The organism is Paenibacillus sp. FSL L8-0502, from assembly GCF_038593055.1.
GTDB classification, from domain to species: Bacteria; Bacillota; Bacilli; order Paenibacillales; family Paenibacillaceae; genus Paenibacillus; species Paenibacillus polymyxa_D.
In genome coordinates, this window is record NZ_CP151958.1 from 2,052,651 (window position 1) to 2,067,071 (window position 14,421).

Annotated in this window: 10 protein-coding genes; 6 read left to right on the forward strand and 4 right to left on the reverse strand. The window is 42.7% G+C overall.

Translation table 11 applies throughout. The features are described 5' to 3' along the window. Positions 1-17 precede the first annotated feature (17 nt). Complete coding sequence (locus tag NSQ57_RS09295) at positions 18-359, forward strand: darcynin family protein (RefSeq protein ID WP_029516775.1); 342 nt, start codon at positions 18-20, stop codon at positions 357-359. A 141-nt stretch (positions 360-500) separates the two neighbouring features. Here the strand turns inward: NSQ57_RS09295 and NSQ57_RS09300 are convergent, their stop codons facing one another. Further along, positions 501-1,349 (reverse strand): copper amine oxidase N-terminal domain-containing protein, encoded by an 849-nt coding sequence (locus NSQ57_RS09300; protein ID WP_069011366.1) that lies wholly within the window; start codon positions 1,347-1,349, stop codon positions 501-503. Between the two features lie 243 nt (positions 1,350-1,592). Here NSQ57_RS09300 and NSQ57_RS09305 point away from each other — a divergent pair, with 243 nt between their 5' ends. Together NSQ57_RS09305 and NSQ57_RS09310 are read left to right on the forward strand one after the other, a co-directional pair. Continuing rightward, a complete protein-coding gene (locus NSQ57_RS09305; protein ID WP_029516777.1) occupies positions 1,593-2,867 on the forward strand; it encodes an ABC transporter substrate-binding protein in 1,275 nt (424 codons plus the stop codon). Positions 2,868-2,900: 33 nt separating this feature from the next. Then, the gene (locus NSQ57_RS09310; RefSeq protein WP_029516778.1) at positions 2,901-4,604 is read left to right on the forward strand and encodes a methyl-accepting chemotaxis protein; all 1,704 of its coding nucleotides are present in this window, start codon (positions 2,901-2,903) and stop codon (positions 4,602-4,604) included. Between the two features lie 94 nt (positions 4,605-4,698). On the opposite strand, the gene NSQ57_RS09315 is transcribed toward NSQ57_RS09310, so the two are convergent. Further along, positions 4,699-5,973 carry an oligosaccharide MFS transporter gene (locus NSQ57_RS09315; protein WP_069011367.1) on the reverse strand — a complete coding sequence of 425 codons (1,275 nt, stop codon included), beginning with the start codon at positions 5,971-5,973 and terminating at the stop codon, positions 4,699-4,701. Positions 5,974-6,490: 517 nt separating this feature from the next. Here NSQ57_RS09315 and brnQ point away from each other — a divergent pair. Beyond that, complete coding sequence (brnQ, locus tag NSQ57_RS09320; RefSeq protein WP_342425940.1) at positions 6,491-7,849, forward strand: branched-chain amino acid transport system II carrier protein; 1,359 nt, start codon at positions 6,491-6,493, stop codon at positions 7,847-7,849. Between the two features lie 15 nt (positions 7,850-7,864). Here the strand turns inward: brnQ and NSQ57_RS09325 are convergent, their stop codons facing one another. Beyond that, on the reverse strand, positions 7,865-8,785 hold the full coding sequence (locus NSQ57_RS09325) for an AraC family transcriptional regulator (RefSeq protein ID WP_029516781.1): 921 nt from the start codon (positions 8,783-8,785) through the stop codon (positions 7,865-7,867). Between the two features lie 180 nt (positions 8,786-8,965). On the opposite strand from NSQ57_RS09325, the gene yicI reads away from it, so the two are divergent. Continuing rightward, entirely contained in the window at positions 8,966-11,290 is a 2,325-nt protein-coding gene (gene yicI / locus NSQ57_RS09330; RefSeq protein WP_342425941.1) for an alpha-xylosidase, read from the forward strand. Positions 11,291-11,434: 144 nt separating this feature from the next. On the opposite strand, the gene NSQ57_RS09335 is transcribed toward yicI, so the two are convergent. After that, positions 11,435-12,388, reverse strand: coding sequence for a serine hydrolase (locus NSQ57_RS09335; protein WP_342425942.1), 954 nt, complete (start codon positions 12,386-12,388; stop codon positions 11,435-11,437). A gap of 272 nt (positions 12,389-12,660) precedes the next feature. Between NSQ57_RS09335 and NSQ57_RS09340 the strand changes: the two genes are divergently transcribed. Continuing rightward, positions 12,661-14,379, forward strand: a complete 1,719-nt coding sequence (locus tag NSQ57_RS09340; RefSeq protein ID WP_069011371.1) for a HAMP domain-containing methyl-accepting chemotaxis protein — start codon at positions 12,661-12,663, stop codon at positions 14,377-14,379. Positions 14,380-14,421 lie beyond the last annotated feature (42 nt).

Consider the following 14,421-nt stretch of genomic DNA (forward strand, 5'->3'; position numbering starts at 1 on the left):
AAAAAGGAGATAGGCATATGCGTTATATGATGATTGTATTATTGGAATTCTACCCTTCCTGGTTGGCTCTTCCTCGGGAGGAACGTCGAAAACATGCGGGGACCTTGCAGGCTACCATTCAAAAGTATAACGAACAGGTTCAGGTTCGGTTTTTTGATGCAGAAGCATTGCCTGGAAAGGACTACACCGATTTCGTCGTATGCGAAACAGAGGATATGAAGCAATATCACTATATGTGGGAAGAAATTCGCGATTCGGAACCGTATACCAAAGGATACATGAAGATTAAAGATGTAGTGATGGGTATGGAAAATGCATTTCAGTCCTATGAGTCAGAAATGTTACAGATGGAAAAATAACCTTCATTCCGCTTTCTATGTAAAATGAAGAGTTCATCTTATATACGGTTAATAAAGGCGAATTCCTGTGCTGCTTATGTTCAGCTGGGAATTTGCCTTTTATCTTTTGGAGACGAAAAAAGTGTAATAAGAAAAACCACATTATACAGTTGTGTTACTTATAATCTTCAGAAAACCGTTCTTCCCAGCGGTAAACATTAACTGATTAATGGATTTTCTTGCGGTATCATTAAACAAATACCACTCATCTTTCGATACGTCATGAACTAAAATCTCTGGATATTCTGTTGAAAGTTCAGATGGAACAGGACTAATTAAAGAATAAATATCAAAACGGACTAAGCTTTTCCCTTTTTTGTCTAAAAAATCATATTGTGCATTTTTATAATAAGACCCAAGTGTGTCAATAGTGAAGCTCCAAGAGTAGTTTGCAGGTGCTTCAACCTTTTCACCTATGTTGTTTGCAAAAATACTATAGATGGTTTCATTAAATGCATTTCCATTAATTTGCTGAACTACGCCGCCCATAAACATATGGTATTCATATTGCAATGCTTTTACTTGTACACCGTCTATGAACAGTGGTTTAGTATCAACAATCACTGCAAGGTTGCTGTAATTGACATTGCAGCCAAACGTCTCTGCAATAAAACGAAGTGGAACATATATGCGATTGTTTTTCGTGTATGGTTTTACATCAAGCAGTATCTTTTCGCCGTTTTTCTCCGCTGTACTTCTATTTATTGCTAATTTCACTTTCATATCGCTTTTAGCGAGAATAACCTCGGAATTGGACCATTCGACGCTAGCCCCCAAACTTTCACTAACAACACGTAGAGGTACCATTAAACGGTTGTTCTTCATTTCGGGCTTCACATCGGATGTAGCAGTCACACCGTCAACTTTGATTTGATTTTCTGCTGCATAAGTAGTGGATGATGAAATAAATAAAAAGATTGCAAGAAAAACCCAGCAGAATGCTTTGTTCATAAATGATTGCCCCTTTTTTGATTAAATTTGTTGTGAAGTAACTTTTCCCCATATTAAGACGCGATTGGATAAAATTTGTTGTGCTATCTTGTCTGTTAACTTAACGTAACAACCTGTTTATACTATTATTTAACTTCCGATATTTACCAACGAAAAACTTCTAACCTTCGCGAAGGATTATGTCGATAACATTGAATATTGTTCATAAATTTTATGAAAGCAAATCCTTAGGGGGGGAAGTTAATGAGAAAACAGCTAAAAGTTGCGATTTCTCTAGCATGTTTAATTATGTTTATAGGTTGTTCAGCTTCACCATTATCACAGCAGACGACCAAGATTACACTTTTGAATTCTAAATCTGAAATAAAAACCCAGTTAGAGGAAGTAGCAAAACAATACAATCAAGAGCACCCTGAAGTATCTTTAGAGATTATAACCGCTCCTGAGGGGACGTCTGCATATCAAAAGCTGATGTCGATGTATGGCTCAGGGAGTCCAGCTACCATGTCGATGCTTGATCCAGGCGACACGCAGACATTCTTGGATAAAGCTATTGATTTAAGTAAAGAGAAGTGGGTAGCCGATACGATAGAAAATGGACTTGACACCGTCAAGAAAAATGATGCTGTGCTGGGGTTTCCATTTGCAGTAGAAGGCTACGGATTAATTTACAATAAGAAAGTACTGGACAAAGCAACAGGGGGGGCTTTTGATGTTTCCTCGGTAAAAAGTAGAAGTAGCCTGAATTCATTAATGGCTAAAATTCAGAAGTCGGGAGTAGCACCGGACATGCTTTCACCAATGGACTGGTCTCTCGGCTCTCATCTTTTAGCTCTGTCTTATTCTGTTCAACCTGGGGGCTTTCCGGAGTTTGTTAAAGGTATGCAGAATAACTCCATTGATATGTCCCAGAACAATGTAATGTCTGGATGGGTACAAACTTTAGATCTGCTCAAGGATAACAACATTAATAAGCACTTGCCTTTGGACAGTACGTATGAAGATGGAGCCAAAGCTTTGGGAGAGGGCAAGGTAGGGCTTTGGTTTATGGGCAACTGGGCTTGGAATGGAATAAAGAGCAATGATACGGCAAATGAGGAATACGGTTTCTTGCCTCTTCCGCTAAACGATAATACGGATGATCCTAACAATGCTAAGATCACTGTCGGTGTGACAAAGTATATATTCATCGACTCCACAACTACCACACCTCAGCAGCAAGAGGAAGCAAAGAAGTTTTTGAACTGGCTGGTATATGAAAAATCCGGACAAGAACTTTTGGTTAACAAGGCCAATGTTATACCGGCGTTCAAGAATATTGACATGGTGCCTTCAGATCCTTTGAGTAAATCGATCAAGTCATATATGTCGAGCGGAAAGACGCTGCCGTTCATGGCAACCCTTCCACCTGATCATGGGGGCATCACAGGAGCATCTATCCAAAGCTACATCAGTGGAAAGATAGATAAGGCAGAGCTGTTGCGCCAAATACGTATATATTGGAAAGCTCAGCAGTGATGATACGAGACCAGTCACGGGAGGAAGATAAGGGTGTTTAAATTAACGTTAAAGAAAAAGATAATTAGTGCAGCGCTCATACTGGTGATCGTGCTGTCCCTTTCAAGTGTTATAGGCGTTATTAAGATGTCGGAAATGGGGGAGGCTTCTGATAAGGTAAATAACAGGTCTTTACCTGCAGTCATTCTTCTTCAAGGTATGGATAAGCAGATTACAGAAATCGATAGGCTCACCGTTCGAATGATACTCGAAGAGGATGCAGCCGTCCGCAGCACTTATCAAGAAGAACTAACCAAAGCTACAGCGTCAATGGATAAGAGTGTAAATAAATATCAAAGTTTAGCCTCCACGGCAGAGGAAAAAGAACTATTCACCGACTTTTATGGTCAGTGGGCAATGTATCTCCGCCATCTAAAGGTGGTTTCCGCGGCCATGGAAGAAAACGACAAGGTGATGGCCTACATGATCATCCATGGGAATTCTTCTATTTATAAGGCAGCCTTGGACGATGTGAATAAACTGAAGCTGCTTAATGAGCAGTACGCTACTGATGCCGCTAATCAATCGAGTCAATCTTACCATTCAGGTAGACTTTTGATGATTTCTCTGACTATCATATGTACGATCCTTGGAATTATCGGTTCTTTTTTACTGGCTCAATCGTTCACTAAGCCCATATTAAAGATAGCGGAACAGATAAAGCTGGTAACGAGAGGGGACCTGCAAGTGGAACCCCTTAGTATCCGATCCAAAGATGAGGTCGGGGAGCTGGCATCCGATTTTAATGAAATGTGCGATTCACTTCGCAATCTTTTAAAGGAAGTTGTGGATAATTCCTTACTGGTTGCCTCTACGGCTGAACAGTTAACGGCTAGTGCGGAACAGACAAGCATTGCTACCGAGCAGATAGCTATAAGTGCCACTCAGGTTGCGGAGGGATCTCAGACACAGCTTGTAGACATAGCTGAAACGCTGAATTACACGGTAGACGTTTCTAAAAGTGTAGAGAACATAACCAATCGCTTTGTGAATGTGGCAAATCTCACAACCCAAGCACAAGAAAAAGCAAACAACGGAAAAACCCAAATGTCTTCGACTGTTTCTCAAATAAGAGATGTGCATACCAAGGTAACTCAATCCGCTGAAGTAGTAAATATTCTAGGAGAAAAGTCTGCGGAGATCAGACAGATCACAGCTATGATCCGTGATATAGCAGCTCGAACCAATTTGCTTTCACTAAATGCGAGTATAGAAGCTGCGAGGGCGGGAGAGCAGGGAAAAGGGTTTGCGGTTGTTGCTTTTGAAGTACGCAATCTGTCGGCACAAGCAAGTGAAGCAACAGGCAAGATCTCTTCTCTGGTTAACGAAATTGCCTTAAGAACAGATGAAGTTGTGATTTCAATGAATGAAGGTGTTCAATCTCTAAATGAAGGCATGATGCTTGTCGAAGGCGTAGGTAACGTTTTTTCTGAGATTGTAGGTGCCGTTGAAGAAGTGAGCGGTGAGGTGGACACTGCGGCTGTAGAAGCAAGATCCGTAAATGAAGGGACCGTTTCTATGGTGGAATCGATGAAGAAAATTGCTGAAATCTCCGAACGTGCAGCAGATTCTACTCAAACAGTCGCAAGCGTAGTCGAGGAAACTACTGCATCCATGCAGGAAGTGTCTGCGGGTGCTAACATGCTTGCCAAGAGGGCGGAAGAGATGAATCAGACGGTGTCGGTATTCAAGATTTAAAATAAGCTTCAAATCAACTGGAGTTAAGAGCGGCAGCCTTGGACGAGAAAAAAGTCCTAGACTGCCGCTGTTTTGTTAAGCTTAAACCATTAGATTACGAATGAACTGCTTCAGCTTTTTTGGTTGCTCTTTTCAGATCCTGTTTACGGCGTTCTTCCAGATACCGCTCTCCATTCTTCTTGTCTGCTGTCAGTGTAAAACAGGATAGGATGGTGAATAGACCTGCAATGGAACCCAGAATTACATAAGTAATCGGGAAATTTAATACTTCATACATATGCCCGACAATGGGTGAGAAAATGGAAACCACCAGGGAGCCCATAAACAAATACAGCAGGTACATGGTGGAGGACAAGCGCTGGTCAAAGTTAACGGTAATGTACTTGAAGATGGCTACCAGAATAAGTGGTTTCTCCAGGGAGTGAATCATCTTCATCGCAGCCACCCATATAGAACCGAATGGCAGCGAAGAGCCGATAATACGCAAAGACATAATCGACCCGGCAATAATTAATGCCCATTTGGCGGTCGTTTTGTTCACAAACCAAGGGGTAACGAAAAGGAACACAAATTCCAGAAAAACCTGCACAGCGCTCAAATCGCCAAGGAATTGATTTCCTTCCGCTTTGGAACTGAACTGCGATACGAAGTATGTGGCAAACTGTTGGTCATATACCTCATAAATTTGGGTCACGCCAACCATGAATAGCATAAGAAACCAGAACTTTGTGGTACGTACGAGATGCAGCACATCAATGAGCTTCAACGATTCTGTTTTCTGCTGCTCCTGTCCAGAAATTTCGACTTTGGTCAGGAAGATGCAGATCATGGCAACAATGGCAGATACGGAGGCAATCCAGAAGGTCAGATTTACATTGATATTGATGACCCGTCCCGCAACAAAAGTAGCCGCCGCCCACCCGAGTGAACCCCACATACGAACCCGTCCGTATTCAAAGCCATATTTACGCGAAACTTTGTCCATATACGAATCGACGACACCGTTACCTGCATTAAATACCAGGCCGATAAATAGCGCACCAACAATGGCACCAATGACGAACTGCGTTTGAAGCAATGGACCGTATACATAGATAAAAAAGGGCCCGACGAGCAAAAGGATTGTAAAGAGTATGTACAGCAGGTGTTTTCTCAAGCCCAGCTTGTCAGATAAGTAACCGAACAAAGGCTGCATGATCAAGGCGACGATTGAATTAGCCGCGTATAAAAATCCCGTGTAGGTTTCTGAAATTTCCAGGCTTTGTCCCAGCCAAATGACAAAAAAAGACATGGCGGCAGACCATGTAAATAGATAAGCGAAGTTAAAAATACTCAGAGACCAATAGTTGCGTTTTGCCAAATTCGTCATGTTTAAGCACCCCTTCAATTGTAGCCGCTCAAATTGTATTCAACGTTAATATGCATTGTTGTACTATTAATTGTAAGGATTATTCGCTTGCTTCCATAGGGCATTTTCCCAAGATTTCCTGTGCTTATTACAATCAGTTGATGATTCGATTAAACCGCAGATTATGTAGTAATTTAAAACTTTTACGAGACCTACCGGGTGTGTGTAACTACATCTATGTCTTGTAAGAAATAAGTCCTACGTGTAAAATTCTCTTATAGTTCATTAAGCTCACTAAGTAGGAGGAGAAATATAGGGTAGCCTCATAAGTGCAAAAGCAAGGGGATGAAATGATTCATTTTTGCAAGTACAAAGTTACTTGAAACGATGATCGTATATAGAGTAACATACTCTAGGCAATCAGATGCCGTTCTTTGAATGCAACAATTGGCTACGTTCCTATTAACATACAGTATACAAAATTAAAAGAAAACGAATAAAAACAAAATGTTGTGAGTTCGTGGTTGGAGGATTTATTATGTCTAAAAGTGTTTCTACGTCCTTTATTATCATTATAGGATCAATGCTATTTGCCTTATTTTTTGGTGCAGGGAATCTAATCTTTCCACCTATGCTTGGGCAAATGGCCGGAAAGAATGTATGGATAGCCAATGCGGGTTTCTTGGTTACCGGTGTCGGCTTACCATTACTAGCCGTCACAGCCTTTGTTTTTTCGGGCAAAAGCAATTTGCAAACTTTAGCGAGTCGTGTACATCCTGTATTCGGTCTTGTCTTTACAACAATCCTTTATCTAGCCATCGGGCCTTTGTATGCAATTCCTAGAACCGGTAGTGTGTCATTTGAAATTGGAGTAAAGCCTTTTTTTTCAGACAATGCAGATCATCCTGTCGCACTTTTTGTATTTACTATCCTTTTTTTTGCAGTTGCATGTTTGTTGTCACTTAATCCTACAAAAATTATTGATGTCATCGGAAAGTTCCTAACACCCATTAAATTGACATTCATTGGATTACTTGTGATTGTAGCTATTATTCACCCAATAGGAAAATTCCAAGAACCTGCGGAGGGTTATACATCCAATGTCTTTTTTAAAGGCTTTCAAGAGGGTTATTTAACATTGGACGCTCTTGTAGCCTTTATTTTTGGAATTATCATTGTGAATGCGATTAAGGATAGAGGGGTTAATACAAAAAAAGAGCTGATGATCATTTGTGGCAAAGCGATAGCAATTGCGGTTATACTCTTAGCTTTTATCTATACGTCTCTTTCATACATGGGAGCTTCTAGTGTTGAAAAACTGGGCATTTTAGGAAATGGTGCTGAGGTGTTAGCTAAGGTTTCCTCCTATTATTTTGGATCTTATGGATCTATTCTATTAGGCTTAATGATTACAGTAGCGTGTTTAACGACAAGTGTGGGGCTTATCACTTCCTGCTCTTCCTTTTTTCATGGATTATTTCCAAAAGTCTCTTACAAAAGAGTCGCTCTCATGTTATCTATATTTAGTATCCTTGTAGCCAACATAGGTTTAACACAGCTCATTAAGGTTTCAACGCCAGTATTAATGGCAATATATCCTATTGCTATTTCTCTAATATTTTTAACTTTTTTACATCCCGTATTTAAAGGAAAGTCAGAAGTATATCAAGGCAGTTTGATATTAACCTTTATCAATAGTTTATTTGATGGCTTGAATGCTGCTGGAATAAAAATTAATGTAATTAATGATTTTTTCACCCATTTTCTCCCATTATATAATGTAGGGTTAGGGTGGTTAATTCCCTCTGTTTTAGGAGGTGTAGCTGGCTATATATTTACTAAATTAAGAGGAAGAAAAATAATTTTAGTACTTATGAAGCCCAAAAAAAACAAATAATTTATCCTATGCATATCAGTCTGTTATATAAGGGACAGCAAGCGCCTGATCTGCTTCGTGCTGCTTACGGTACTGCGAAGGGGTCAGGCCTTTCCATTTTTTAAAGGTCGCAATAAAGTAGCTTAGATTGTCAAATCCAACATCCAGCGCAATATCAACCACTTTTCGATCACTTTGCTCCAACAACCTGCAAGCCTTTTGAATCCGATGATAGTTGATATATTCTACCGGGCTTTTCTGAACCATCTGCTTAAAAAAACGGCAGAAATGTCCCTCGCTCATTCCAATCTCATCTGCGATTTCCCGTAAACGTATAGGCTCATGAGCATGACTGTTGATATACGCCAACGCTTTTTTGATCCGTTCAACTTTGTTGCGCTGACCCGCCATAATCACATCCTCTCCGTTAGCGGGAGTCATGTGTGGGTACAGGCAGGCGATCATGCTATAGAGCTGTGCCTTGGTCGCCAGTTCACGGGCAGGCGCATTCTTTTCATGGCTGGTGATAATGTATCGCAATGCAGCCAGCACCTCTTGCTCCCAGAGCTGCACGCCGCGAATGTGGGGGGGAGGGACAAGCTTTTTACTGATAAATGGGTCAATAAACTGCGTCTGCACCGTATCCTGCGTGCGGCTGTGCAGTATGTCGGGGTGAAACACCACCGCAGAAAATACACAGCGAGGACTTTTTTGTAAATAACCGGCGTGAAGCTCGCCACTGTTTACAAAAAGGGCTTCACCTTCGCTAACCTCCGTATAGACCATATCCGTCTGAAATACAGCGGTCCCTTGTTCCACTACGATAAACTCCATTTCCTCATGCCAATGGGACTCCAATATACTATTTCCGTTCAATTGCTCTACGCTCGGATATACGCTGACCGGATACATGGGATTGCCGTGAATGCGGTTTTCTCGTAACATTTCCCTTTGCATTTCAATGATTCCTTTCGGCAAACTGATTTATATAGAAAACATCAAAATATTGATATAATACGTCAAAATAAAAGAAGTAAACCCTTACATAAATCAATATTATTATAGTAAGGATTTCGAAAAAATCCAACAAGCGATTTGGAATCAAGAATATAAAGATTGAGACGGAGGAAGGAATAGATGAAATTTACTGATGGCTATTGGTTGGTTCGCAAGGGCTATGAAATACAAAATCCTGCTGAAATCCGTGATATCGTGACGGACGATGCTTCCATGACGGTATATGCAGCAACCCACCGGATCGAGCATAAAGGAGATACACTGAACGGAGCGTTGCTGAAAGCGACCTACAGCTCGCCTATGCCGAATGTCATTCGGGTACGTCTAAGCCACCATAAGGGACGGGTGTATCAGGGACCGGATTTTGAAATTCACACCTTGCCAACAGAGGTAGGCATTACGGTGGATGAGGACGCAGCGGTACTGAAAAGCGGCGATCTGAGTGTGCGAGTCGGTCGTGGAAAGAGCTGGGACGTAGGCTTTTATGTCGAGGATCGCAGAGTCACAGGTAGCGGACATCGGGGACCAGGATATATTACAGACCCGCAGGATCAGCCTTTTTTTCGGGAACAGCTGGAGCTGGGCATCGGTGAGTACGTATACGGACTCGGAGAGCGTTTCACTCCGTTCGTAAAAAATGGCCAAGTGGTCGATATCTGGAATGAAGATGGCGGGACCAGCAGTGAGCAGGCATATAAAAACATTCCATTTTATCTATCTAATAAAGGGTATGGTGTGTTCGTCAACCATCCGGAAAAGGTATCCTATGAGATTGCATCGGAAAATGTATCAAAGGTTCAGTTTAGCGTCTCCGGCGAATCGTTAGAGTATTTCATTATTGGTGGAGCTAACCCTAAAGAGGTACTGGACAATTACACCAAGCTGACGGGTAAGCCTGCATTACCACCAGCCTGGACTTTTGGTTTGTGGCTGACCACTTCGTTCACAACAGATTACGATGAAGCCACAGTGAATCATTTTGTGGACGGGATGGCTGAGCGAGATCTGCCGCTCTCGGTATTCCATTTTGACTGCTTCTGGATGAAGGAATACCAATGGTGCGATTTCCAGTGGGATCAAGACATGTTCCCAGACCCGGAAGGCATGCTGCAAAGATTGAAGGCAAAGGGTCTCAAAATTTGTGCATGGATCAATCCGTACATTGCTGAAAAATCCATTTTGTTTGATGAAGGCATGGAGAATGGTTATCTGGTCAAAACCGCCGATGGTGGCGTGTGGCAATGGGATATGTGGCAGGCGGGGATGGGGCTGGTTGACTTCACGAATCCGGCTGCAGTCGCCTGGTACCAGGATAAGCTGAAGGTGTTGGTAGAACAGGGGGTAGATTGCTTCAAAACTGATTTTGGCGAGCGCATCCCTACCCATGTGGTATATCATGACGGATCTGATCCGATGAAAATGCATAACTATTATACGCATTTGTACAATAAGGCTGTATTTGATGTGCTGGAGGAAAAGCTGGGTAAAAATGAAGCCGCGTTATTTGCACGTTCCGCTACAGCCGGGGGGCAACAGTTCCCGGTTCACTGGGGAGGAGACTGCTCGTCGACGTATGAGTCGATGGCGGAATCCTTACGAGGCGGTTTGTCGCTTGGTTTGAGCGGCTTCGGCTTCTGGAGCCATGATATTAGCGGCTTTGAGTTAACGGCTGCGCCGGACGTATACAAACGGTGGGTACAATTTGGACTTCTGTCCTCCCATAGCCGTCTGCACGGAAACGAATCCTATCGCGTGCCTTGGCTATTTGACGAAGAATCAGTGGATGTGGTGCGTAGCTTTACAAAACTCAAATGCTCGCTAATGCCATACCTGTATCCTTCTGCTGTGGAATCCTCGGTAAAGGGACTGCCGATGATGCGGGCTATGGTATTGGAATTCCCGCAGGACCCAACCTGTGCAACACTGGATCTGCAATACATGCTGGGGGATTCCATTTTGGTAGCCCCAATCTTTAATAAAGAAGGCAATGTACAGTATTATGTACCAGAAGGTCAGTGGACAAATTTACTTACGAATGAGAGAGTGTCAGGTGGTCGTTGGGTCAACGAGCATCATGATTTTACAACTTTGCCTGTGCTCGTGAAGCCGAACACACTGTTGGCAATCGGTCATGAGGACAGTCGTCCGGATTATGATTATGCTGATCAAGTGGCGCTTCATTTGTTTGAGCTTGGTGAGGGGCAACAGGCTCGAACGGTTATCGTGAATACGTCAGGTGAAGAAGAGTTAACGGTTATTGCCAGCCGCAAGGATTCTGTCATTACAGTGAAGGCAGAAGGTGCTGTTAAACCATGGTCGATCGTCCTGCGCGGTATCCACGAGGTTGTTCAAGTGGAGCAAGGCAGCAGCCAGTCGGGAGAACAGGGTGTAATTATTACAACAGCTTCCAGTGGACAGCAAGAGCTTACGATTCACTTGGGCTAGGTAAGGCGCTAGAAAGTGGATGAAGTATGTCACAATGTAGCGATTATATGTAAAGAAAGGGCTTGCTTGATCCAACAGGCAAGCCCTTTTTGATGCAGATTTTTGATAGAATCAGTTGCAACTTTTAGCATTGGTTATCTACTCCTATCCATTCTGCTGGAGTAGTAGCGGTACAATATACTGCCGGAAAATATCCACAGGAGTCCGTTTCTTTTTGAATTTATCGGCGGTAACGACAACAACCATGTCATACGACGGGACGACAACAATATATTGCCCACCAAAGCCGAGAGCGTAAAAATAGTCCGTTTCACTTCCTGTATCTGTTCCATCTGAAAAGGAAGAAGTCCACCAGTGCCATCCGTAAAATGCTTTTTGCGGTTTGGCAGCAGGGAGAAACGGACGGGTTGAATATCGAACCGTCTCTGCTTGGATGATCTGCCGTCCTTCCCAGCCTCCTTCATTCAGGTAAAGCTGCCCGAATTTGAGCATGTCCATTGGCCTGAGATGCAGTCCGAAGCCTCCCGTATGAGTTCCCTGAGGATCGGTTTCCCAATGGTAGCTTTCGATACCGAGCGGTTGGAATAATTGCTGTTCGGCAAATTCAGCAACTGTTTGTCCAGAAACATGACGTAGTATGGTGGCCAAAAGTTGAGAACAGCCAGAACTGTACTCCATTCGCGTGCCTGGCACATCCGATAATGGCTGTGAAAGTACAAATTGCACCCAGTCTGACGTTTTGCTCATGGTAGGAAAAGAGTTTTGTCCGCCAAACTCCGTCCAGTTAAAGCCTGCGGACATCGTCAGCAGATGTTCAATCGTAATATCATGTTTTCGAGAATCACTATCTGTGGCCAACTGGGGAAAGAATTCGAGGATCGACGTCTCCGGTTTCGGTCCCTGTTGCTGGTTCATAGCGATACTAACTAATGCAGAAATCACGCTTTTGGTGCAGGAATTTATTTTATAGAGTTCGTTAGCAATTTGAGGTTCACGATAGTAATTCAAGATCATGTTACCCTGCTGCTCAATAAGGCAGCTGCGGGTTTCCAACTCGTTAAGCACGTGAATAAGCGGTTTGAGCTCCAGACTGTTCATGCAGATCCTCCTTGAGGCTTATGCTATACCAATACATAGTATATCATTTAAATAGTCTGAAATTCGAAGAGTACAAACTGAAAACAGTTCATTTACCTAATTTTGAATTTTTTTGTTTTTTGATATTAAAAAAGATATATATGTTCACTGAATAGACATAAATATATTTAAAAATCTATACACTATTTTCTATTTCATTCAAAAAAACAATCGAATAAAACGATATATAGTAAGTTGGACATTTTATTCAGAAATAACTGGGGGACCGATTCATGAATTTAACGATTAAGGCCAAAATGATTCTTAGCGCGATACTGATCCCGAGTGTGATTGCAGCAATGCTGCTGACCAATTACATTTTAAGCGTACATAGTGAGAATGAGTACAAGGATATTATGAATCGTGAAGAGGCTATTGCGTATAACTCGAAGTCTCTTCAATTTTTGTTAAACGGCATATCTAATGATGAGCGGGCATATTTGCTAACTCGTGACGAACAGTATGGGAAAGAGATCGGAAACAAGCAAAGTGAAGTTGCAAAGTTGCTACAGGAGACAGAAGCTCTGCTTAGTACAGGCAATGAGGATTCTAGTAAAAAGATGACTGATCTCAAGACGGGGATTAATACCTATATGAATCAAGTTCATCGTTTACTGACTACAGCGGGGTATCAGAGTACAAGAGATGACGCTTTCCCGCCATTTTCTGATTTGCTCGATGATTTTGAAAACGAACGGGTGTTGCGCAAGCAACTTGATACCAAGGTAGTAGCCTTCGTCAAAGCTCAAGAGGATATGGTGACGGTGAAAGTACAGCAAGCGCACCAAACGATGACGAATACATCCTTGATTACGAGTATTGTAGGGCTTCTGGTTATCATTTACAGTATTTTTCAATCCATCGTTCTGATTCGTTCAATTCGTCCATTACACCATATGAATGAGCAACTGTTGGAAATGTCTGAAGGTGGGGGAGATTTGCGTAGCCGACTGGATATTACGTCCAAAGACGAAATCGGTATGATTGCAAGCTCCTACAACAAGCTTATTGAGGGATTCCGCAGTATTATAGTGGATGCTCAGGATACGGCGCGTACATTAACCGTAACCGCAGAACGGGTTAGCGTAAGTACAGAGGAAATGAATCAGGCCAATCGTCATACTTCCGGTGTAATGGAAGAATTAGCGGCTGGTATGGAGCATCAGGTCGACGATATTACACAAACTACAGATACTGTGAAAGAGCTTGCCCACGAACTGGAGCATATTGCAGCTACGAGCCAGCAGGTATATGAGTTGTCTGATACAGCCGCTAAAGATGCAGAAGCAGGGGAACAATCTATAGGTCAGGCTATGCGTCAGATGGAGAAGGTAAGCGAAAGTGTAGACAGCTCTGCACGTGCTGTACGTTCACTTAGTGAACAGGCCGAACAGATTGGCATGATTGGAGCTGTTATTACTGGAATTGCTAAACAGACAGGAATGCTGGCGCTCAATGCGTCGATTGAAGCGGCAAGAGCCGGAGAGCAGGGCAAAGGATTTGCAGTTGTAGCCTCTGAGGTAAGAAGATTGGCCGAGCAGGTATCGGTTTCAGCAGCAGAAATCACACAATTTGTGCAAAATATTCAGGAGCATGTTGGAAATGTCGCTTCCAGTATGCAGACAGGGACGGTTGAAGTGCAGTCTGGCGTAAAGGTCATGCAATCCGCAGAAACCGCATTTCGTCAGATTGGAAGTTCCATTCAACAGGTCAGCGAACAGATTCACAATGTAAACCGGTCCGTAGAACAAATGTCCGGCGGATCAGAGCGAATGGTGGAAGCAGTAGAACGTATTCGTGAAGTAGCAGAGCAGTCGGCAGGAGGAACCCAGAGCGTCAGTGCGGCGGCTGAAGAGCAACTGGCTTCCATGGAGGAAATTGCATCATCTATTCATACACTGGCGGATATGTCGCAACTGCTGAATGCAAGGGTCGGTGGATTTAAAGTGTAGCCGTATAAATCCCCACCAATGTAAACACAATAACATCTGTTG

Bases quoted from the DNA above. Each gene is read 5' to 3' on its own strand.
- NSQ57_RS09295 (WP_029516775.1), top strand. From the start codon at position 18: ATGCGTTATATGATGATTGTATTATTGGAATTCTACCCTTCCTGGTTG.
- NSQ57_RS09340 (WP_069011371.1), top strand. From the start codon at position 12,661: ATGAATTTAACGATTAAGGCCAAAATGATTCTTAGCGCGATACTGATC.
- NSQ57_RS09315 (WP_069011367.1), bottom strand. From the start codon at position 5,973: ATGACGAATTTGGCAAAACGCAACTATTGGTCTCTGAGTATTTTTAAC.
- brnQ (WP_342425940.1), top strand. From the start codon at position 6,491: ATGTCTAAAAGTGTTTCTACGTCCTTTATTATCATTATAGGATCAATG.
- NSQ57_RS09300 (WP_069011366.1), bottom strand. From the start codon at position 1,349: ATGAACAAAGCATTCTGCTGGGTTTTTCTTGCAATCTTTTTATTTATT.
- NSQ57_RS09325 (WP_029516781.1), bottom strand. From the start codon at position 8,785: ATGCAAAGGGAAATGTTACGAGAAAACCGCATTCACGGCAATCCCATG.
- yicI (WP_342425941.1), top strand. From the start codon at position 8,966: ATGAAATTTACTGATGGCTATTGGTTGGTTCGCAAGGGCTATGAAATA.
- NSQ57_RS09335 (WP_342425942.1), bottom strand. From the start codon at position 12,388: ATGAACAGTCTGGAGCTCAAACCGCTTATTCACGTGCTTAACGAGTTG.
- NSQ57_RS09305 (WP_029516777.1), top strand. From the start codon at position 1,593: ATGAGAAAACAGCTAAAAGTTGCGATTTCTCTAGCATGTTTAATTATG.